Raw genomic sequence first — 21,326 nt, forward strand, 5'->3', positions numbered from 1 at the left:
TCAGCCGTCGGCATACCCGGGGTGATCGATACCCAGGCGGTGACGGACCAGCGTTCGCAGCGCGGTCATCACCTCCTCCGGGCGGTCATCGAGTCGACCCTCCCGGATGGACTGTGCCAATGCCGACTCGTCGTCAGCGCCCAGCCCCGAGATCGCGTCCCGGACAGCGTCGTCGGTGTCGTCGAGCAGTCCACGTTCCACGATCCGCAGCACATTGGCGGCCACCCTGGCGTGAAAGCCGACCTGGCCGCCGACGCCGCGCACATCATGGTCGAGAAAGTCGGCGACGGCGGCCACCAGCTCGGCGGTGGTGGGGCGTCCTGTCAGCGCTGTCATTGGGGGCCCTTCCCGGACAGTAGGTCCAACAGATCCCATTCGGTCTCGCTCACCCGTCGCCCGATGGCGGCGAGCTCGACCGAGCGTGCCTCCCCGGACAGGTGCCGTTCGGCCTGATGCCGACAGATGACGCCCCAGCGGAGCGTCGCGACGGTCAACCACCAACGGAACGTGCTGCGGTCCAACACGATCTGCGCTGCCGACTCGTAGGCCTGCAGGAACGTCTCGACACTGCCGAGCCCCCCGGCGCCCAGCGATTCGGCGGCGCCGAACCGCCACGCCCGGATGCAGAACCAGGCGAGATCCTCATAGATCTCGCCGATGTGGGTCAACTCCCAATCCAGTACGGCGGCAAGACCCGAGTCATCGACGATCAGGTTCCCCATCCGGAAATCGCCGTGTACGAGGCGCATCGGCGACGGATCGGGTCGTTCGTCGGCCAGCCGGCGGAACGTCCATTCGAATGTCGCGGTGGTGTCACCGATCTCATCGAGACGCGTACGCCACCCGGCCAGTTCGTCGGGCGCGGCCAACCCCACGCCGTCGGGGTCGGCGCGATGGATGGCGGCCAGCGCCTTCGCGCACTGCGTGAGCAGCCGCGCGCGCCCGGTGTCATCGAGCATGCGGAAGATCTTGCGCACGATGGTCTCGCCCGCAATCGCATCACAGATCAGATACGGCTCGCCCACGGCATCAGGCGAGTTGTCGGCGGCCAGGATGTGGGGCACCGGAGCGCCGGCAGCAGCCGCGCGCTGCTGCACCTTGGCTTCGAGTTCCATGCTCGCGTGGATGTCGTCACGGGCCCCGGTGCGCAGGATCAGATGGCGAGACCGCCCGTCCGACCGCGAGGTGAACGCCCACGTGGTCCGGCTCGCGCCACCGGTCAGACGCTGCAGATCCTCGACGGTCGTGTCGCCGAGAACAGGACGCAAGACGTCCTCCAGCGCCCGGGCGAGGTCATCGCTCACTTGCGCCCAAACCCGAACAGGCGCTGCGCCACCCGCCGGATCTGGATCTCCTCGGCGCCCTCGGTGATGCGGTAGCGGCGGTGGTGCCGGTAGATGTGCTCGAACGGCTCGTGCCTGCTGTACCCGACACCTCCGAACACCTGCATGGCGCGGTCGGCGGCTTCACACACCAACCGGTTGGCGCGGTAGTTGGCCATCGACACCTTGTCCGAGACCTCCATGTGGTGGTTGCGGTCCAGTTCGGATGCCGCATAACGCACCAGCAGGCGCACCATCTGCGCCTCGGTCTGCAACTCGACCAGCGGCCACTGGACCGCCTGGTGCGTCGCGAGCGGCTTGCCGAACACCTTGCGGTCGTTGGCGTATGCGACCGCCCGGTCGATGCAGTACTGCGCCGCTCCGAGGCTGCTGGCCGCCTGGCGGATCCGGTTCTCGTGCAGGAAGGTCTGCCCGACCTCCAGGCCGCGATCCACCTCACCCAGGATCGCGCCCGAGGGCACGCGCACGTTCTCCAGCAGCACCTCACCGTGATCGGTGGGCATGTTGAACGTCCACCAGTAGTACGGCACGGTGAATCCCGGGGAGTCGCAGGGCACCAGGAACGCGGTGATCCCGCGGGCCTGCCCGGCCTCACCGGAGGTTCTGGCGAACACCAGATCGTGTGTGGCCCGGTGCACACCGGTGTTGAACCGCTTGGCGCCGTTGATGATCCACTCGTCGCCGTCCTGCACGGCGGTGGTCTCCAGCCAGGTCGCGTCCGAGCCGTGGTTGGGTTCGGTCAATCCGAACGCCATCGACCGCTTGCCGGTCACCAGTGCGTCGGTCCATTCCCGCTTCTGCTCCTCGGTACCGAACCGGTCCATCATGATGACCTGCGGGAAGTTTCCGACGATCGACGACTCGTCCTGCAGGTCGTTGTGCAGCCCGAGGCCCTTGGCCGCCAGATGCTCGCGGATCACCGCCATGTCGAGATTGCTGCCGTCCCGGCCGCCGAATTGTGAGGGCAGCCCGTAACGCAGCCACCCGGCCGCGTCGGCGCGCCTGCGCATCTCGTCGAGCAGTTCCTCCCATTCGCGCCGCGGGACGCCGCCGTTGTCCCAGTCGGTGCGGGCATGCTCGCGGCGGTGATCGAAGTACTGGATGTGTTCCCGCTCCAGCGGCTTGATCTCGGCCTCGATGAACGCATCCATCTCGGCGAGCAGGCCCGGCAGATGGTCGGGAAGGGTGAAATCCACGTGTTCTCCTTTGAACGTCTTCGATCAGTACCCGTACAGCGTTTTCTTCCAGATGCGTGACAGTGTCGCAATGGCGTCCTGGTCGGTCATCTGCACCCCCAACCCGGACGCTCCGACGAACACGGTGGTGAAGTTCTCGAACAACAGCGCGATCGCGGCTGCGGTGTGCTCCGGGTTGAGTTCTGTGCCGTAGCCCTGTTCCTGCGCGCGCCGCACCGACGCCGCTACGATGTCCATCCCGAATCGGCGGAACTCGTTCTGCACCAGGGTGAATCGAGGCTGCGTGGCGGCCAGCTGCGCCACCGCGATCATGATGCCGATGTTCTGCTTGAACATCGTCCAGTATCCGGTGACGACCGCGGTGAAGAACGCGTCGTCGTCCGGGGACTCGGGGAGCGGCACCCGCAGGCCGGACGGGGCGACGACGTCGTGTAGGAACGATTCGGCGAGCGCCGCGAGCAGATCTTCCTTGTCGTTGAAATAACGGTAGAACGCCGCCGGTGACTTTCCCGCCGCCGAGGTGATGTCGGCCAGGGTGGTGCCGTGGAAACCACGTTCGGCGAACAGCTTTCGCGCCGCCTGCGCCAGAGCGTCCCGGGTCTGCCGACCTTTGGCGCTCAGTGTCTCCGACGGTCCCGGCGGCACGATCGGCTAGCCCGGGATCCGGTCGCCGGCGCGCAGCAAGGCACTGGGAAGTCCGTGGCCCACCGCGTGCTGCGCGACGCGCGCCGCGTCGATCGCAGCCGCCAGGTCGACATCGGTGTGGATGCCGCTGTCGCGGAGCAGGTAGACGAGATCCTCGGTCGCGATGTTGCCGCTCGCGCCGGGTGCGAACGGGCATCCGCCGAGTCCGCCGACCGAGGCGTCCAGTCGCGTGACGCCGGCACCGACCGCTGCGTAGGCGCTGGCCAAGCCGGCGCCGCGGGTGTTGTGGAAGTGCGCGCCCAGCGGTGTGTCGCCGATCAGGGGACGTACCAGCGTGATCAGGTCGGTGACCCGTCGCGGCGTGGCGGTCCCGATGGTGTCGGCAATCACCAGCCGATCCACCGCGTCGTTCGTGGCGGCAGCGACGACGTCGAGGACCCGCTGCGGCGGGGTGGGGCCGTCGAAGGGGCAGTCCCAGGCCGTGGCGATGATGACCTCGACGGTGACGTCGCTGTCGTGTGCGATCGCGACGATCTCGGGGATCAGCGCGGTCGCCTCGGCGGTGGACCGGCCGACGTTGGCCCTGCTGTGACCATCGGCGGCCGACACCACATACTCGATCGACCGCAGGCCCGCCGCGATCGCGCGTTTCGCGCCGTTGGGGCTGGCGACCAGCGCCGAGAACTCGATGTCCGGGAAGTTGTGGAGTTGGGCAGCGAGTTCGGCGGCGTCGGCGAGGGCGGGAACCTTCGAGGGGGACACGAAGGCCGTCGCCTCCATCTCCCGAACCCCGGTGGCGGCGATGGCGGCGAGCATGTCGAGCTTGGCCGACAACGGAATCGGCTCCTCGATCTGCAGACCGTCGCGCAGGGACACATCCCGGATGTCGACATGGGTCGGCAGTCCGCTCACAGCACACCCCCTTCTCGCAGCTTCACCAGATCCGACTCGCTGCGGCCCAGCAGATCGCGGTAGATCTCGTCGTTGTGCTGACCCGGTCGCGCCGACCCCGCGGTGCGGATGGTGCCCGGTGTCTCCGACAGCACCGGAACCACGCCGGGGCCCTTGACGTTTCGTCCGATGCGTTCGTCCCAGTGATCGGCGATCATGCCGCGCGCCTGCAGCTGCGGATCCTCGACCACCTCGGCGACGGTGTTGATCGGCCCGCTGATCACCCCGGCCTCCGACAAAGTCGCGATGACGTCCGCGGGCTGACGTTGGGCGGCCCAGGCCCCGATGATCGCGTCGAGCTCATCCTGGTTGCGGCCCCGCGCAACGTGGTTGACGAAACGCTCGTCGGTGGCGAGCTCCGGTTGCCCCATGGCGCTGCACAGTCGACGGAACACGGTGTCCTGGTTCGCCGCGATGACCACCCAGCTGCCGTCGGCGGTGGGGTAGATGTTCGACGGGGCGATGCCTTCGAGGCGGGTTCCGGACGGCCCGCGCACGACACCGCCGACGTCGTAGTCGGGGATCGTCGACTCCTGCACCGCCAGGCAGGATTCGGTCAGCGCAGCATCGACGATCTGCCCCTCGCCGGTGACCGAGCGGCGGTACAGGGCGGCCAGCGCGCCCTGCGCGGCGAACATACCGGCGAGGCTGTCGCCCAGGGACAGCGCCAGCCGCGGGGGAGGACCACCGGGAAAACCGTTCATGTGCCGCAGGCCGCTGGCGGCTTCGGCGACCGACGCGTAACCCGCCTTGTGGGCGTCCGGTCCGGTCTGCCCGTATCCGGAGACCCGCACCAGGATGATGCCCCGGTTACGTTCTCGCAGAACGTCGTAGCCGAGTCCCCATTTCTCCAGCGTGCCCGGCCGGAAGTTCTCGACGATCACGTCGCTGCGCTCGACAAGATCCAGGAACAGGTCGCGACCCTCGGGCACACGCAGGTTGAGGGTGACGGCTTTCTTGTTGCGCGCGTGGACCGTCCAGAAGAAGTGGTGTCCGTCGAGTTCGGCCTGCCCCCAGGTGCGAAGCGGATCGGGTGCACCCGGCGGCTCGATCTTGATCACCTCGGCACCCATGTCTCCGAGTAGCCGGCCGGCGAACGGTCCCGAGATCAGCGTGCCGACCTCGATGACCCGGATACCGTCGAGCGGACCTGTCGTCATCGAACGCCCGCGAAGTCGTGCCGCTGCAGCCAGTCGGTGACGATGCCGACGGCTTGGCGGAGCTTGTCCCGTTGATCCGCGCCCGCGTAGTAGTGGTTCGCTCCGGCGATCTCGTGCATTTCCTTGTCCTCGTGCCCGATGGCCTCGAAGATGCGTCGGGTGTGGCTCGGAGTGCAGGCGTCGTCGGCGAGGTTGCCGATCACCAGCGCCGGGACCGCGATGTCTGGCCCGGCCTTGACCGCGTCGCCGTTGGCGTCGTCGTAGCTCCATTGAGACAGCCAGCTGCGGAGCGTGCAGAAACGCGCCAGGCCGACCGGACTCATGTTCACCACCTGAGGATCGCCCAGGTAGCACGTTCCCGGGGCGCGTTCGTTCGGATCGACGGTGGGATCCAGCCAGCGCGGGTCGGCCATGGTGCCGTGCACGACGAACGCGAACTCGTCCTCCGGGCGCCCCGCTGCCTTCAACTCGGCCAGCTTCTCCTTGACCCACTTGGTGATTCGCCGGTTGCGGGCGATCTGCGCCTGGTGGTAGCGCTCCAGGAACTCCTGGGTGTAGGGCGGCTGATGCGGATTGTCGGGGTTGTACAGATCCAGTTCGGGATCGCGCTTGGACGGGTCGCTCTCGTCGAGGATCGACGCGTCCATCCATTCGGTCATGGTGCCGTGCCTGCTGATGTGTGCGGCCAGCAGCATGATGCCGTCGGCGGGAATCAGACCCAGCTTGGTGAGGTCCGGCCCGTCCCCGGACGGGCTCGCGGTGACCGTGGGGTGCTGGGCCTGCTGCTGGTAGAAGACCGACAGCGAACCACCGCCGCTCCAGCCGGCGAGGACGACCTTCCGATAGCCGAGACGGTTCTTGGCGTCCTTGATGCACTCGCCGAGGTCTTCGACGACCTTCTCCATCAGCAGGGCCGAGTCGGTGCCGCGGAAGCGGCTGTTGCAGTAGATGACGTGATGGCCGGCACGGGCGAGCGCGTTGATCATCGGCAGGTAGGCGCCGCCGCCGATCGGGTGCATGAACACCAGCACGGTATCGGACTCGACGGTCTTGGGCTTGAGCAGGTAGCTCTCCAGCACGACGAGCTCGGCGACGCCGCCATACACGTCGCGCACAGCTGAGTTGTTCTGGTAGGCAACCAGATACGGGATGCGGTCGTACTCGTACTTGGTCACTTAGTGCTGCCCCAGATCGTTGGCGAGAATCTCCGGAGACGGGATCAACCGCCTGCGGGTGTCGACGGCGATGACGGACCAGTCCACGCGGTCGTAGTCGTCGAACTTGCGTCGTGCACGCTCGCGCGCCTTCTCCGGCGCGCCGTGATGGACGCCCTGGGGGGCGTGAGAGACCAGGCCGGGCGGCATCGGGATTCCGTACAGCGAGCCGTCGTGGAAGAACGCGATCTCATCGAAGTCGACGTTGCGGTGGTACCACGGTGTGCGCTCGGTCCCGGGAACCGATTCCGCGGGCTTGGGCAGGAAGTTCATGATGTAGACGCCGGTCGCCTGCATGAACAGGTGCACGGTCGGCGGCAGGTGGACGCTGTCGGAGGTGATCACCGTGTAGTCGTCGATGTTGAAGGTGAACGGGAAGTTGTCGCCGCGCCAGCCTTCGACATCGAGCGGATGGTGCTTGTAGAACAGCGATGTGGGGCCGCCCTCATGGATCAGCCGCACCTCGTATTCGTCCCTGCCGTCGTCGTCGATCGGCTGCGGTTCCGGGATGACCGCCTGCGCCGGGTCGAACGGGAAATGCCGCCCCAGAGTGCCTGCGGGTGGGACACGGAACTCCTCGGTGGCCTGGACCATCAGCAGCGTGGTAGTCCCGGTGGGACCAGGATCAGGAATTTGGCGCCATGTGCAGGCCTTCGGGATGTAGATCCAGTCGCCCTGGCGGTAGGTCAGCGGCCCGAATTCTGTTTCCAGCGAGCCGGATCCGCGGTGGACGAACGAGAGCAGGTCGCCGTCGACGTACCGCACGAAGAAGGGCATCTCCTCGGTGCGCCGGGACAGCAGCACCTGACAGTCCGCGTTGGAGAACATGAGTAGGGGGCCGCCGCGAGGGTCGGTCGCGTCGCTCGGCTTGAGTTCGGAGCTCAGGACGTCGGTGGGTCGCAGTGGCCCGACGGTGCGGTACGCCGTCGGGTCATTGCGGCGGTACATGTTCGCGGTGCGTCCGACGAATCCGCCGCGTCCGAGCTCGTCGTCCTTGAGCCCGTCCAGATCGGCATGAATCCGCTTGGGCGTCTTACCCTTTCGCAGGTGGACGAAGGATTCCACAGTCATCTCCTCGATCGGAAGTGAAACTGACTTTACTTTTAGTTCTCGACGGGGTCAATGGCCTGTCGGAGATGCGGGGCCTGGCTCGCCGTGGGGAACCCGAATGCACGATTTCTGTGCAGATTCGGGGGAAATTACGTCAGAACGCGTGCACTCGATGGCCTGTCTGACCGCCAGTCAGGGTCAGTCGATCAGGTCGACCCTGATCGTCAGCAGGTTGGTGCCGAAGGTGCGGACGCCAACGTTGTTGTACCGCGGCAGCATCCGCATCCGGGCCTGCGCATCGTCCTCGGGAAGCAGATGCGCGATGCCACGGTGCCAGCGTCCCCTCAGTCGCAGCCGGACGTTCGGGTCGGCCATGATGTTGCGCACGTACTGGGATCGGTCGCCGAACTCGGAGACGAACCAGAACTCGTCACCGATGCGGCGGCCGCCCAGTGGCGTGGTGCGCGGCAGACCGGATTTCCGTCCCGTCGTCTCCAGCAGCGTCTGGATCGGAATGTGCCGCATCACGCGGTTGGCGATGTTCTTCTGGAAGAACTTCGTGACGCGGTCACGTGTTGTCTCGGCCATCGGATCCTTCCGGGTTCACACCATCGCGGTGCGGGGGATCGGTGCTCCCATTGTCACCGCCCCGGCAAGTTCGCGGCTGGTGTCGTAGTCGAAGACGACGTGCCCGGCGATCACGTCGACGTCGCGCTTCACCCGCTGCAACGGATTGTCGAGGAAGTGGGCACTGGCGCCCGACGCCCCGAGCAGCTCACCGATCACCGCGCGGGATTCGTGGACGATATGCGCTGCGGCCAGTCGGGCGTGCGCCCGAACCGGCCGTTCGACGGGATCGCCGGCGGCGATGATGTTCTCGATCTCGCCGACCGTGTCGGCCAGCAGAGCGTCCAGCGCGCGCAATCGGACCGAGGCGGAACCCAGATGGATCGACGCCACCGGTTTGTCCTTCTGCATGACGCCCTCGTAGGCCAGGAACCTCTGGGACAACCTCTCGGTGTAGATCTCTACGGCGCGTTCAGCGCTGCCGAGGGCGGGCATCGCAGCCAGTAGGGCGAGCGCGGGCACCATCGGCCACCGATAGGTGTCCGCGTCGTGCAGCGCCGCGCCCGGTGCGGCACCGGTATAGATGTCGGTGACCTTCACGATCCGGTGCGAGGGAACGAAGGCGCCGTCGATGATCACGTCGTTGGAACCGGTCGCCCGCATGCCGTCGGTGTGCCAGACGTCCTCGATACGAGCCTCGTCGATCGGAAGCAACGCCAGAACGGGGTAGAGCGTGCTCGGGTCGCCGGCGGTGCGCTCGCACAGTGCACCGACCATGATCCAGTTGCCGTCCATCACGCCCGTCGCCCACGACCACCGGCCCGTCACCCGGATGCCGCCCTCGCAGGCGACTCCGTGTCCGGTCGGCGCCAGGGGAGCGGGCGCCAGGAACGGACGGGCCGCGAAGCCCTCCTGCTGGGCCTCCTCGCTGAACAACGCCAGCATCCAGTTGTGGAGTGTGTAGAAGCCGAGGGTCCACGCGCTCGATGCGCAGCCGTGCGCCATCCTGCGGACGGGTTCGAGGATCGCCGGGAACGGCGCCTCCTGTCCGCCGTAGCGGCTCGGTACGAGGAGATCGAACAGTCCCGATGCCGACGCATCCGTCAGCGTCTCCGCGGGAAGCCGGCGCAGACGCTCGGCGTCGTCTGCCCGGTCGGACAGATCGGCGATGAACTGGTCGGTTACCGCTGCTGGTGCCGTCACCTTCGAGGACATGCCCGGAAACTACCATACCTTTTGGTATGGAACGCTCCTATCGGCTGAGCATCAGATCGAGAAAGCGTTCCCGTTGTTCGGTCAGCCTCGCGTCGGGAGGCGCCGCGGACAGATGCAGGAAGCCGATACCTGCGGCGAATGTCGCGTTGGCGCGCACGTCGGCGTCGTCGTCGTCGAAACCCGCGGCGAGAAACGCATCGCGCACCGCGCCCAGAACCAGCAGGTCTGCGTTATGGACGCTGTCGGCGACCACGGGGTCGGTTCTGGCCCATTCCCGCATCGCCCGCTCCAACGTCCACTGGCGCTCGCCCAGGAGCGACGCCATCATCCGGGTCAGGCGTTCGCGCGGAGTGAGGTCGCCCAGGTCGCCGAAGTGGCTGCGATCGCTGTCCCGGAGTTCGGCCCACGCCTGCACCAGCGCCGCACGGTAGGCCGCCATATCGCGGAAATGCCAGTAGAAACTGCCCTTGGTGACCCCGAGTCGCGTGCACAGACGGTCGATCTTGAGCGCTGACCGTCCCTCGTCGGCGATGATCGCGTAACCGGCCTGGATCCAGTCGTCGACCGACAGCCGACCCGCGCTCTCGCCGCTCTTCGCCATCCGCGGAGCCTACTGACACGTCCGTGCCGGGGTGCCTGCGCGACGGACCCGAATGTCGGTCACCCGTCCGTTTTGCGAAACAGGCGGCCGCGGTCGGAGTCGGCTTTTGCCCACTTCGGAGATATCTTCATCGAGACCGTCAAATTCGCTTACGTGCAGGAAGAGGCACTGTCTTGCGTGTTCGGGCTTTTCCATACCCCAGACCCATGCTTTACTGCAAACGCTACAACTGAAGTTTTCTCGGGGCCCTCCGTCGTCAATTGGCTGTTTCGGAGTGGTGGGACAGCGCGGTGAAGGCAAGGCTGTGATGTCTGTGGCGTGGACGTCGACCCGGGGAAGCTCGCAGGGACAAGCCGCGCCAGGCGGTACCGGAAGATGGATGGATTGACGGTATGAGACTTCTTGACAGGATTCGCGGGCCTTGGGCACGACGACTCGGCATCGCGACACTCGCCGCGTTGCTGCTGCCCGGCGTGGTGGGCCTCACTGGAGGATCGGTGACCGCGGGGGCCTTCTCCCGGCCGGGTCTGCCGGTCGAGTACCTGATGGTGCCGTCCCCGTCGATGGGACGCGACATCAAGGTGCAGTTCCAGAGCGGCGGCCCGAACTCGCCGGCCCTGTACCTGCTCGACGGCCTGCGCGCGCAGGATGACTTCAACGGGTGGGACATCAACACCCAGGCATTCGAGTGGTACCTCGATTCCGGCATCTCCGTCGTCATGCCGGTCGGCGGCCAGTCCAGCTTCTACTCGAACTGGTACAAGCCGGCGTGCGGTAAGAACGGCTGCCTCACCTACAACTGGGAGACGTTCCTGACCCAGGAACTGCCGGCTTGGCTGCAGGCCAACCGGGACGTGCGCCCCACCAACAACGCGGCCGTCGGCCTATCGATGGCGGGCGGCTCCTCGCTGGTGCTCGCTGCCCATCACCCCGGTCAGTTCAGCTACGCGGGATCGATGTCCGGCTTCCTGAACCCGTCCGAGGGTTGGTGGCCCGGTCTGATCAACATCTCGATGGGCGATGCCGGTGGCTACAAGGCCAACGACATGTGGGGCCCCGCCGAGACCGACCCGGCGTGGCAGTACAACGACCCGATGGTGCAGATCCCGAATCTCGTCGCCAACAACAGTCGCATCTGGGTTTACTGCGGCAACGGCACTCCCAACGAGCTCGGCGGCGGCGACCTGCCCGCCACCTTCCTCGAGGGATTGACGATCCGCACCAACCGGACCTTCCAGGACAACTACCTCGCTGCCGGTGGAAAGAACGGTGTGTTCAACTTCCCGAACAACGGCACGCACAACTGGGCGTACTGGGGTCGCGAACTGCAGGCCATGAAGCCTGACCTGCAGGCACACCTCCTCGGCTGATTCAGCTGAACGAATGGAGCCCCCGGCCGGCGGCCGGGGGCTCCGTCGTGTTCGCGGTCGTGTTCGCGGTCGTGTTCGCGGTCGTGTTCCCGTCGACCCGCCCACGGCTGGCTACTGTGACTGCATGACGCAAATCAACGCGATGGTGGCCCACGAGGACGCCGAAGGCGGCATCGTCCTGCGCCGGGAGATCCTCGACGAATCCGCCCTTCCCGACGGCGACGTCGAGATCCACGTCGAGTTCTCCAGCGTCAACTACAAAGACGCACTGGCCGTGACCCCGAAGGGCGGTGTGGCGCGGTCGTATCCGCTGGTGCCCGGTATCGACGTGGCGGGCACCGTGACGTCGAGTTCGTCCCCGGACTTCGCCGTCGGTGACCGCGTCATCGCCCACGGGCAGGACATCGGCACGGGTCGGCACGGCGGCTACGCGCAGACGGCCCGGTATCCGGCCGACTATCTCGTCAAGCTCGCAACCCTGAGCACCGCCGACGCCGCCGCGATCGGCACGGCAGGCTTCGCCGCCGCGATGAGCGTGCTCGCGTTGCGCACCCACGGAGTCGAGCCGTCCGACGGTCCGGTGTTGGTCACCGGCGCCACCGGTGGGGTCGGGGCGGTCAGCGTGGACCTGCTGGCCGGACTCGGGTACGAGGTCGTCGCGTCGACGGGCAAGAGCCAGGCCCACGATCTGCTCCGTGACCTCGGCGCCGCCGAGGTGATCGATCGGGTCCCCGGACCCGATGAGAAGGTGCGCGCACTGGGGAAGGCCCACTGGGCGGGAGTGGTCGACTGTGTCGGCGGCAAGACCCTCGCCTACGCGCTGAGCACCCTGAAATACGGTGGTGTCGCGGCGATCTCGGGTCTGGCCGGTTCGCCCGAGCTGCCGACGACGGTGATGCCGTTCATCCTGCGCGGTGCGACGCTGGCCGGTATCGACTCGGTTCTGCTGCCCATCGAGTCTCGGCGGGAGATCTGGACGCAGATCGAATCCGACCTGGCGCCACGGCATCTCGCGCGGATCACCCGTGACGTACCGGTGCGCGACGTCGCTGACGTCCTCGGCACGATCATCGGCGGCGGCGTCACCGGGCGGACGCGTGTGGTGGTTCACGACGGCTTCTGAGTCGGCACGGGACACCGTTAACCACCTGGGTGTTGCTCGGAACATCCACCAGCGCGGGCGGGCTGAGCAGGTTGGAGTTGACGCCGGGATGAGCGTTGGCGACGGCCAGGCGGGCGCCGTCGATGCCGTGGCCCCAGCCGTGGGGCAGACAGACCACGCCCGGCATCATCTCGTCGGACACCTGGCGACCACCACGATCGAACCCTCGATGGTCGACACCTCGACCTGCCCGCCGTCGGCCACATCGTGGCGCAGCGCGTCGTCGGGATGAATCAACAAGGTGCAGCGGTCCTTTCCCCGCATCAGTGCCGCGACGTTGTGCATCCAGGAGTTGTTGGACCGGAGGTGGCGTCTGCTCGTGAGGACGAGATCGTCACGGCTGCGGTCGATCCGGCTCACCAGCCGAGGGATGTCGGCTTCCAGCAGCGGGTGCAGCAGCTCGATGCGCCGCGACGGGGTCGTCAAGATGTCGGGGAGGCGGCCGCCCTCGAGTTCTGCGAGCCGTAGCCCGTCGGGATGGCGTCGGACCTCGTCGAGGGTGAGTCCGCCGGGCCGGCGACCGAGGTCGTCGCCCCACGGCCCCACCCTGATGCCGAGGTCGGTCATCCGTTCGGGCCCAACGCCGTCGAGCGCCTCGAACACCTCACCGGGATCACGGCCGGACAGCGGCGTGTCGTCGGCCTGACATGCGGTGTGAATGATGCCCTGGGTGTACAGATCGTCCATTGCCCGCACGTCGACGTCGGGGACCGCGGTACCCAGAACCGCCCCGGCGAGGCGCAGCAGAATCTCCCATTCCTGCGGCCGGTCCGGTCGGGTCGGGAACACCGGCTCCGTCCATTTCACGCACGACGCAACGGAATACATCCAGTAGAGGTCGTCGCAGTGCGCCCGCTCGAGGGGCGACAACCCGGGCAACACGACATGGGCGTGCCGGCTGGTCTCGTTGAGCCAGTTGTCCACCGAGATCATCGCGTCCAACCCGGACAGCGCCGCGTCGAGCCGACGCGAACCCGGTGCCGAGATCACCGGATTGCCCGCCACGGTGATGAGCCCGCGGATCTGGCCGTCACCGGGTGTGTCGATCTCTTCGGCCAGACAGCTCACCGGGAACTGGCCCAGCACCTCGGGGACCCTGCGGACGCGGCTGTGGAAGCGGCCGAACCGCCACCCGGGACCGTCCTGGTCGGGAGGCTTCATGAACATCGGTGACCACACCGCAGCCTTCGGGAACAGTGCGCCGCCGGGTGCGTCCACGCTGCCGAGCGCGACGTTGAGCACGAAGACCAGCCAGGTCGCCAGCGTGCCGAATTCCTGTGTACACGCGCCGATCCGGCTGTAGAGCACCGGGCGTTCGGCAGCCGCGAGGTCGGCTGCCAGTCGGCGGACGGTGCCCGCGGGCACCCCGGTGGCCACCTCCACGCGTTCGGGGGAGAACCGGGCGGCGAGCCCGACGATGTCGTCGAGCCCGGCGACCAGGTCCTGCAGATGCGGTGGACGTCGTATCCAGCCGCGCTCGGCGAGGGTGTGCAGGATCGCGAACAACAGCAACGCATCGGTCCCGGGATGTACGGGCACCCACTCCGAGGCTCGCCGCGCGGTCGGGGTCCGACGCGGATCGACCACGACGACCGTGCCCCCGCGGGCGCGGATCGCCGCGAGACGTCCCATGATGTCGGGTGCCGACAGCATGGACCCCTGAGACGCAGAAGGGTTGGCGCCCAGCATCATCAGGTGGTCGGTACGGTCGAGGTCAGGGATCGGGGCGTTCCACATTCCGCCAAACAGCAGCGCGCTGACCACGTTGAGCGGCCACTGGTCGACCGTGCCCGGCGTGTAGTACGCGGGCATGCCCACTGCCCCTGCCATACCGACCAGCGCGCCGATGTAGGTCTGCAGTCCGAGGTTGTGGGCGACCGGATTGCCGAGGTAGACCGTGACCGCCCGTGCGCCGTACCGGTCGATCACCGGGCGCAGAACGCGTTCGGTCTCGGTGAACGCGTCGTCCCAGGACACCTGCACGTGCTCGCCCGACCGCGAGCGCACCAGGGGGAGCCGCAGACGGTCCGGATCATGGTGGATCTGGTGCAGGGACGCACCTTTCGGGCACAGATGACCCCGCGACCAGACGTCGTCGGCATTGCCGCGAGCCGAGGTGGCGACCCCGTCGGACACGGTGATCTTCAGTCCGCACATCGCCTCACACAGCGGGCACGTGATGCGATGCTCCACCAGCGCACCGTAGCAACCGGTGCGCCCGCATCACTTCAATTCGGCGGAGGACAATCCGAGGAGCCGGCGGGCCACGACGAGCTGCTGGATCTGCTGGGTGCCCTCGAAGATGTCGAGGATCTTCGAGTCGCGGGCCCACTTCTCCAGCAGTGCCTGCTCGGAATAGCCTGTCGTACCGGCCAGCTCCACCGTCTTCAGGGTGATGTCGCTGGCGACACGGGCAGCCTTCGCCTTACCCATCGAGGCTTCCTTGGAGTTCGGGATCCTGTTGTCCGCCTGCCAGGCCGAGCGCAGGGTCAACAGGTATCCGGACTCCCAGTCGGCCTCCATCCGCAGGAACTCCGCGGCTGCGGCGCTCTGGGCGTGGGCGGGCTTGTCGTAGGAAATCTCGATGCCCGCATCGGTCAGGATCTTGCGAAGCTCCTCGAGCGCCGCGCGCGCGACACCGACGGCCATCCCCGCCACGACGGGCCTGGTGTTGTCGAAGGTCTCCATGACCCCGGCAAAGCCCTTCTCGACGTTGATGTCCGGGCTGCCCAACAGGTTTTCCCTGGGGATCCGGACATTGTCGAAACGGATCGCCGCGGTGTCGGAGGCCTTGATGCCGAGCTTGTGTTCCAGGCGTTCGATCGTGACACCCGGATGCTCGCGCGGCACGATGAACGACTTGATGGCCGCCCGGCCCTTCGATTTGTCCAGAGACGCCCAAACCACGATGTGGGTGGCGCGCGACCCTGCCGTGACGTAGATCTTCTCGCCGTTGATCACGTACTCGTCACCGTCGAGCTTGGCGGTGGTCGAGACAGCGGCGGAGTCCGACCCGAAACCGGGTTCGGTGATCGCCATCGCGGCCCACACCTTGCCGAGACGTTCGAGTTGCTCGTCGGTCGCGACGCCGGAGATGGCCGCGTTCCCCAATCCCTGGAAGGGGATCGACAGCACGAGTGCGACGTCGCCCCAGCTCACTTCGATGATGTTCAGGACGGCGGACATGTTGCCGCCGTTGATGTTTCCCTTGGGGCCGTCATCCCCGTCGCGGAACGCCTCGGCGCCGGCGAACGAGATGGTCTTGGCCTCGGAGATGCCTTCGAACAGCGTCGCGACGGTGTCCAACTCGACGGGGTAGGCGTGTTCCTTCTCGTCGTACTTGCGGGAGATGGGGCGCAGTATCTCCGCAGCGCCCTGGTGGCCCTTCTCGATGACGGCCCGCAGTTTTTTCGGCAGTTCCAGATTGATCGCCATGTCCGAATCCTTTTCCTAGAGACTGCGTTACAGGACGACAACACCCTCGGCGACGCCGATGGCCCGCAGATCGCGGTACCAGCGCTCGACCGGGTGTTCCTTCGTGTACCCGTGGCCGCCGAGCAGCTGGACGCCGTCGAGGCCGATCTGCATGCCCTTGTCGGTGCCGAGCTTCTTGGCCAGGGCGGCCTCGCGGGCGAAGGACAGACCCTGCTCGGCACGCGACGCGCCGCGCCACGTGATCAGGCGGAGTCCATCGAGTTCGATGGCGATGTTGGCGCACATGAAGGCGACCGACTGTCTGCGGGCGATCGGTTCGCCGAAGGCTTCGCGTTCCTTGACATACGGGATGACGTAGTCGAGCACTGCGTGCGAGGTGCCGACGGCCAGCGCCGCCCAGCCGAGCCGGGACAGGGCGATCGCCTCGCTGTAGATCCGGGCGGCATCGGAGGTGGACGCGTCCTCCTCGCCGAGCCGGGCGCTCAGCGGCACGGTCACCTTCGCGAGCTCCACCCGGCCCAGTGCGGCGGCGCGGATGCCCATGCTGGGATCGGCGGTGACGGTCAGCCCCGAGGTGGACGCCTCGACGAGGAACAGCGTGGGCCGGCCGTCGAGCTGAGCGGCGATGATGAACAGCTCGGCGTCCGCGGCGGCAGGTACGAGCGACTTGACCCCGTCGAGCCGGTATCCGCTCGGTGTGCGCACCGCGGTGGTCCTGAGTGCCGTGGGGTCGAACAACGGATGGGGTTCGGCGATCGTCAGGCAGGCCTGTGGGACGTGCTCGCCGGCGAACTCCTTCAGGTAGGTGGCCTGCTGATCCGCGCTGCCCCAGTGGGTCAGGGCGGATGCGACCCCGCCGGGAGCCAGGATCGGCAGCGCCAGACCCATGTCGCCGTACGCGAGGGCCTCGGCGACGAGGGCATTGGTGACGGTGCTGCGATGCTCGGCGATGCCGTCGAAATCCTCGGGAATGTTGATCGCGGTGATGCCGAGCTCGGCGGCCTTGGCGATCAGGTCCGGCGGGTACGTGGCGGCGTCGTCGGCGTCATAAGCCGCGGGCCGCAGGATCTCCTCGGCGAACTCCTCGACCGTCTGCACGATCATCTTCTGGTCGTCGTCAGGGGTCAGATCGAAATAGTCCGAGCCCTTGGGGCGGTTCTCGGTCAGCCTGGTCGCCGGTTTGCCGATGCCCTGGACGCGCTTGAACTGGCGGGTTGCGGCGCCGGCTGCGGAGAAGCCGTGTTTCACGCCGTATTTGAGGCCGCGGTTCAACGGGTCGCGGAGGTTGTACTTGTCCAGGAACTCCTGGCCCATCAGCGGCGTGAGCAGCGCCATCCCGACATCGATCGCCGTGCGACGGTGCTTCTGGAGGCCGACGGCGCTCTCGCGGTCGCCCCGCTTGGGCGGCAAGGTGTTCGTCATGAGTGGCTGCCCTCGGTGTGAGTTCGTCGGACGCGCGAACGCGCATCTGACTCCAGAGTAAGGTACGTGAACTGACTGCTGAGTAAGGTAGTGCCCGCTGTAGCCGAACTCACACATCGAGAGCGGCGAGAACCGCGTCGTGCACACGGCCGTTGGTCGCCACCGCGCTGCCGCCGTGCGGCCCGGCACCACCGGACAGATCCGTGAACCGCCCCCCGGCCTCACGGACCAGGACGTCGAGCGGGGCGAGGTCCCACAGCTTGACCTCGGGTTCCACCGCGATGTCGACAGCACCCTCGGCGACCAGGCAGTAGGACCAGAAGTCGCCGTATCCGCGCACCCGCCACACCGCGTCGAGCAGCTCGACGAAGCGGGCACGCTTGTCGTCCCAGCCCGTCGTCAGGTCGGAATACGACAGGCTCGCCGATGCGAGGTCGCCGACCCCGGACACCGAGATCCGCCGCGTCGTCCCGGCGAAGGATGTGAACGCCCCCTGGCCCTGGCCGGCCCACCAGCGGCGGCCCAGCGCCGGGGCGCTGACGACGCCGACGACCGGCACCCCGTCGACCAGCAGGGCGATCAGCGTCGACCAGACCGGGACTCCGCGGACGAAGTTCTTGGTGCCGTCGATGGGGTCGACGACCCACTGCCTGCCCGTGAACTCCTTCGTGCCGCCGAACTCCTCGCCGAACACCGAGTCCTGCGGTCGCGCCTCACCCAGCCGCGCGCGCAGCAGCCGCTCGGCGTCCAGGTCGGCGTCGGTGGCCGGCGTGAGATCCGGCTTCGTCTCCACCCGCAGATCGACCGCGCCGAATCGCTGCATCGTCAGAACATCGGCTTCATCGGCCAGTTGCAGTGCGAGGGTCACGTCGTCGGCGAGGGTGCTCATAGCTGTCGTCCTACCATGTCGGTGTGTTCGAATTCGCGATGATCCTGCTGCTCGTCGGCGCGCTGGTGCTTCTCGCGCGGCCGCTCCTCGCACGCCGGCGGGGGGTGGGCAACGGCTGGGTGCCCGGCACGCTGCTGGTCACCGGGGTCAGCCCACGGCCCGACGGGGTCAGCGGAGAGCAGTTCGTCACGATCACCGGGGTCATCAACGGGCCGACCGTCAACGAGTACACGGTCTACACGCGGATGACGTCCGACGTGAACAGCTGGCCGACGATGGGCCAGCTCATCGACGTGATGTACAACCCCGGAAACCCGGAGAAGTGGGCGTTCGGCTCGCGGCCCGAGCCGCTGCCGCCGACCGACCCGCCGCCACCTGCGCCGCCCGCGCCGTACAACTAGCTCAGGCGTGCCCGATCCGGAGCAGGTCCTCCACACTCGTCACCTTCACCCGCGGCCGGCCTGACCCTTCGCCGGCTGTGCGCTCGTGGGTGTCGATGAGCTTCCAGTGCTCGCTGGTGATCAGCTTCGGCTGCCGCTCCTGCAGCCACTGCTGCACCTTGTCGGGGTGATCGGACCCGAAGTCGGCCAGCTCCGCGGAGCTCAGATCGTTGAGCAGGGTCGCGACGGTATCCGCCGAATCCTTCTTGTTGCTGCCGATGACGCCGGTGGGTCCCCGCTTGATCCAGCCGACGACGTAGTCGTTGCGCCGTCCCTCGACCTTGCCGTCGACATGCGGGATGGTGCCGGCCCGATCGTCGAACGGCAGGCCCGGCGTCGGCAGACCGCGGTAACCGACCGCCCGGACCACGAGCTGGGCGGCGACCTCGTCGCGTTCACCGGTGTCCTTGGCGCTGATCCGGCCGTCGTCGCCTCTGATCAACTCGTTGCGGCCCAGCACGATCGACTCGACCTTGCCGTCACCCCTGATCTCGATCGGCGACGTGCGGAAGCGGAACACGATCCGGCGTTTCGCGCCCTTCGGGGTCGTCTCGGCGTAGCCGCGCAGCACCTTGATGTTGTTGCGCACGGTCTTCCCCGCGGCCTCGAGGTCCTCATCGGTGATATCGGCGAAATCTCCGGGATCGACGATCACGTCGACATCGCCGAGGGCTTCGAGATCTCCGAGCTCCCGCAGTTCGAGCGTCGTGAACGGCGCCTGCAGCGGACCCCGCCGCCCGATGATGAGCACCTCCTCGACACCGCGGGCGTGCAGTGACTCCAGCGCGTGGTCGGCGATGTCGGTCTCGGCGAGGACGTCGGGGTCGCTGACCAGGATCCGGGCCACGTCGATCGCGACGTTGCCGTTGCCGACCACCACCGCGCGCCCGCCCGACACGTCGGGCGCCATGTCCACGAAATGGGGGTGCGCGTTGTACCAGCCGACGAAATCGACGGCAGGCACGCTGCCGGGCAGATCCTCCCCGGGGATACCGAGCGCGCGGTCCGACTGGGCTCCGATGGCGTAGATGACCGCGTCGTAACGCTCGGCCAGTTCGTCGGGGTGCACGTGCTCGCCGATCACCACGTTGCCGAAGAACCGGAACCGCGGATCGGCGGACGTCTTGTCGAACTGCGCGCTGATCGACTTGATCTTCGGATGATCCGGCGCCACACCGGAGCGCACCAGTCCCCACGGGGTGGGCAGCATCTCCAGCATGTCGACACAGACGTCCCGGTTTCCGTCGGCTCCCCCGGATTTCAACAGGGACGCCGCGGCGAAGTACCCGGAAGGTCCCGAGCCGACGATCGCTACGTAGTACGGCCGCAATGGGGGCATGCACACGCTTTCTGTCGAGCCCAGACGCGCGCAAGGGGCTGTCGCGACGCGGCCGGACAAGGTCCAGTGACCGACTTTAGAACGCGCCGACCGGAGGCGATGGGATGTCGACGGGATTGGGGAGACCTCGATGCGAAATTCGGCACCCGGCAGCGACGACCGGCACTCGCGGGAAGGTGGGTAACCTGTTCTTCCGTGGATCCTGACCGCCAATCCGACATCGCCGCCCTCGACACGACGCTCACCACCGTGGAGCGCGTCGTCGACGTCGACGGCCTGCGCGGTCGCATCCAGCAGCTCGAGAGCGACGCGTCGGACCCGAAGCTGTGGGACGACCAGGCGCGCGCCCAGAAGGTCACCAGCGACCTGTCCCACGCCCAGAACGAGCTGCGTCGCGTCGAGGAACTGCGCAGCCGCCTCGACGATCTGCCGGTGCTCTACGAACTCGCCGCCGAGGAAGAGGGGGCAGGCAGTTCCGAAGCCTTCGCCGAGGCCGACGCCGAGCTGGCCAAACTGCGCGAGGACATCGCGGGCATGGAGGTCCGCACCCTGCTGTCCGGGGAGTACGACGAACGCGAGGCGCTGGTCAACATCCGGTCGGGAGCGGGCGGCGTCGACGCCGCCGACTGGGCCGAGATGCTGATGCGGATGTACATCCGGTGGGCCGAGCAGCACGACTACCCCGTCGAGGTCTTCGACACCTCGTACGCCGAGGAGGCCGGCATCAAGAGCGCCACGTTCGCCGTGCACGCGCCGTATGCGTACGGCAACCTGTCCGTCGAGCAGGGCACCCACCGGCTGGTGCGCATCAGCCCGTTCGACAACCAGAGCCGGCGCCAGACGTCGTTCGCCGACGTCGAGGTGCTGCCGGTGGTGGAAACCACCGACCACATCGACATCCCCGAGGGCGACGTCCGCGTCGACGTGTACCGCTCCAGCGGCCCCGGCGGGCAGTCGGTGAACACGACGGACTCTGCTGTGCGGCTCACCCACATCCCGACCGGAATCGTCGTCACCTGTCAGAACGAGAAGTCGCAGCTGCAGAACAAGGTGTCGGCGATGCGGGTGCTGCAGGCGAAGCTGTTGGAGCGCAAGCGGTTGGAAGAACGCGCCGAGATGGACGCCCTCAAGGGTGACGGCGGCAGCTCGTGGGGTAACCAGATGCGGTCCTACGTTCTGCACCCGTATCAGATGGTCAAGGATCTGCGCACCGAGTACGAGGTCGGAAATCCTGCCGCGGTGCTCGACGGCGACATCGACGGATTCCTGGAAGCAGGGATCAGGTGGCGCAACCAGAAAGTCGACGACGAATAACCTTGAATACCAC

The 21,326-nt window shown here is 67.3% G+C and carries 19 protein-coding genes and 1 pseudogene; 4 read left to right on the top strand and 16 right to left on the bottom strand.

Features of this window, described 5'->3' with window-relative positions:
* From DYE23_RS08380 to DYE23_RS08430, 11 genes are all read right to left on the bottom strand, one after another.
* A complete protein-coding gene (locus tag DYE23_RS08380) occupies positions 1–336 on the bottom strand; it encodes a DUF6285 domain-containing protein (protein ID WP_115326985.1) in 336 nt (111 codons plus the stop codon).
* On the bottom strand, positions 333–1,304 hold the full coding sequence (locus tag DYE23_RS08385) for a phosphotransferase family protein (RefSeq protein ID WP_115326986.1): 972 nt from the start codon (positions 1,302–1,304) through the stop codon (positions 333–335). Before DYE23_RS08385 ends, DYE23_RS08380 begins: the two co-directional genes overlap by 4 nt.
* On the bottom strand, positions 1,301–2,539 hold the full coding sequence (locus DYE23_RS08390) for an acyl-CoA dehydrogenase family protein (protein ID WP_115326987.1): 1,239 nt from the start codon (positions 2,537–2,539) through the stop codon (positions 1,301–1,303). Before DYE23_RS08390 ends, DYE23_RS08385 begins: the two co-directional genes overlap by 4 nt.
* A gap of 24 nt (positions 2,540–2,563) precedes the next feature.
* Positions 2,564–3,184: a TetR/AcrR family transcriptional regulator gene (locus tag DYE23_RS08395; protein WP_013472353.1), complete on the bottom strand. Its 621-nt coding sequence runs from the start codon at positions 3,182–3,184 to the stop codon at positions 2,564–2,566.
* Positions 3,185–3,190: 6 nt separating this feature from the next.
* On the bottom strand, positions 3,191–4,096 hold the full coding sequence (locus DYE23_RS08400) for a hydroxymethylglutaryl-CoA lyase (RefSeq protein ID WP_115326988.1): 906 nt from the start codon (positions 4,094–4,096) through the stop codon (positions 3,191–3,193).
* Positions 4,093–5,295 carry a CaiB/BaiF CoA transferase family protein gene (locus DYE23_RS08405; RefSeq protein WP_115326989.1) on the bottom strand — a complete coding sequence of 401 codons (1,203 nt, stop codon included), beginning with the start codon at positions 5,293–5,295 and terminating at the stop codon, positions 4,093–4,095. Before DYE23_RS08405 ends, DYE23_RS08400 begins: the two co-directional genes overlap by 4 nt.
* A complete protein-coding gene (locus DYE23_RS08410; RefSeq protein ID WP_115326990.1) occupies positions 5,292–6,470 on the bottom strand; it encodes an alpha/beta hydrolase in 1,179 nt (392 codons plus the stop codon). Before DYE23_RS08410 ends, DYE23_RS08405 begins: the two co-directional genes overlap by 4 nt.
* Positions 6,471–7,574, bottom strand: a complete 1,104-nt coding sequence (locus DYE23_RS08415) for a homogentisate 1,2-dioxygenase (RefSeq protein WP_011895306.1) — start codon at positions 7,572–7,574, stop codon at positions 6,471–6,473.
* Positions 7,575–7,757: 183 nt separating this feature from the next.
* Positions 7,758–8,147, bottom strand: a complete 390-nt coding sequence (locus tag DYE23_RS08420) for a nitroreductase/quinone reductase family protein (protein ID WP_099961159.1) — start codon at positions 8,145–8,147, stop codon at positions 7,758–7,760.
* A gap of 15 nt (positions 8,148–8,162) precedes the next feature.
* Positions 8,163–9,341, bottom strand: a complete 1,179-nt coding sequence (locus DYE23_RS08425) for an acyl-CoA dehydrogenase family protein (RefSeq protein WP_011895304.1) — start codon at positions 9,339–9,341, stop codon at positions 8,163–8,165.
* A 37-nt stretch (positions 9,342–9,378) separates the two neighbouring features.
* Positions 9,379–9,942 (bottom strand): TetR/AcrR family transcriptional regulator, encoded by a 564-nt coding sequence (locus tag DYE23_RS08430; RefSeq protein ID WP_011895303.1) that lies wholly within the window; start codon positions 9,940–9,942, stop codon positions 9,379–9,381.
* 392 nt (positions 9,943–10,334) lie between these two features.
* On the opposite strand from DYE23_RS08430, the gene DYE23_RS08435 reads away from it, so the two are divergent.
* Both DYE23_RS08435 and DYE23_RS08440 read left to right on the top strand, forming a co-directional pair.
* Positions 10,335–11,312, top strand: a complete 978-nt coding sequence (locus DYE23_RS08435; RefSeq protein ID WP_011895302.1) for an esterase family protein — start codon at positions 10,335–10,337, stop codon at positions 11,310–11,312.
* A 124-nt stretch (positions 11,313–11,436) separates the two neighbouring features.
* Positions 11,437–12,435: an MDR family oxidoreductase gene (locus tag DYE23_RS08440; RefSeq protein WP_115326991.1), complete on the top strand. Its 999-nt coding sequence runs from the start codon at positions 11,437–11,439 to the stop codon at positions 12,433–12,435.
* Here DYE23_RS08440 and DYE23_RS08445 read toward each other — a convergent pair.
* From DYE23_RS08445 to hisN, 4 genes and pseudogenes are all read right to left on the bottom strand, one after another.
* Positions 12,395–14,667: pseudogene (locus tag DYE23_RS08445) on the bottom strand (molybdopterin-dependent oxidoreductase). The gene DYE23_RS08440 and the pseudogene DYE23_RS08445 sit on opposite strands and share 41 nt — an antisense overlap.
* Positions 14,668–14,697: 30 nt before the next feature.
* Entirely contained in the window at positions 14,698–15,909 is a 1,212-nt protein-coding gene (locus DYE23_RS08450; protein ID WP_013472343.1) for an acyl-CoA dehydrogenase family protein, read from the bottom strand.
* A 27-nt stretch (positions 15,910–15,936) separates the two neighbouring features.
* Positions 15,937–17,331, bottom strand: a complete 1,395-nt coding sequence (locus DYE23_RS08455) for an acyl-CoA dehydrogenase family protein (RefSeq protein ID WP_013472342.1) — start codon at positions 17,329–17,331, stop codon at positions 15,937–15,939.
* 109 nt (positions 17,332–17,440) lie between these two features.
* Entirely contained in the window at positions 17,441–18,220 is a 780-nt protein-coding gene (hisN, locus tag DYE23_RS08460) for a histidinol-phosphatase (protein WP_011895297.1), read from the bottom strand.
* Between the two features lie 23 nt (positions 18,221–18,243).
* Here hisN and DYE23_RS08465 point away from each other — a divergent pair, with 23 nt between their 5' ends.
* The gene (locus tag DYE23_RS08465; protein WP_011895296.1) at positions 18,244–18,621 is read left to right on the top strand and encodes a hypothetical protein; all 378 of its coding nucleotides are present in this window, start codon (positions 18,244–18,246) and stop codon (positions 18,619–18,621) included.
* Position 18,622: 1 nt separating this feature from the next.
* Here DYE23_RS08465 and DYE23_RS08470 read toward each other — a convergent pair whose 3' ends face one another.
* Positions 18,623–19,999: an FAD-dependent oxidoreductase gene (locus DYE23_RS08470; RefSeq protein WP_011895295.1), complete on the bottom strand. Its 1,377-nt coding sequence runs from the start codon at positions 19,997–19,999 to the stop codon at positions 18,623–18,625.
* 195 nt (positions 20,000–20,194) lie between these two features.
* Between DYE23_RS08470 and prfB the strand changes: the two genes are divergently transcribed.
* The gene (gene prfB, locus DYE23_RS08475; protein ID WP_013472340.1) at positions 20,195–21,313 is read left to right on the top strand and encodes a peptide chain release factor 2; all 1,119 of its coding nucleotides are present in this window, start codon (positions 20,195–20,197) and stop codon (positions 21,311–21,313) included.
* Positions 21,314–21,326 lie beyond the last annotated feature (13 nt).

The sequence above is a fragment of the Mycolicibacterium gilvum genome, from assembly GCF_900454025.1.
Taxonomy (GTDB): Bacteria; Actinomycetota; Actinomycetes; order Mycobacteriales; family Mycobacteriaceae; genus Mycobacterium; species Mycobacterium gilvum.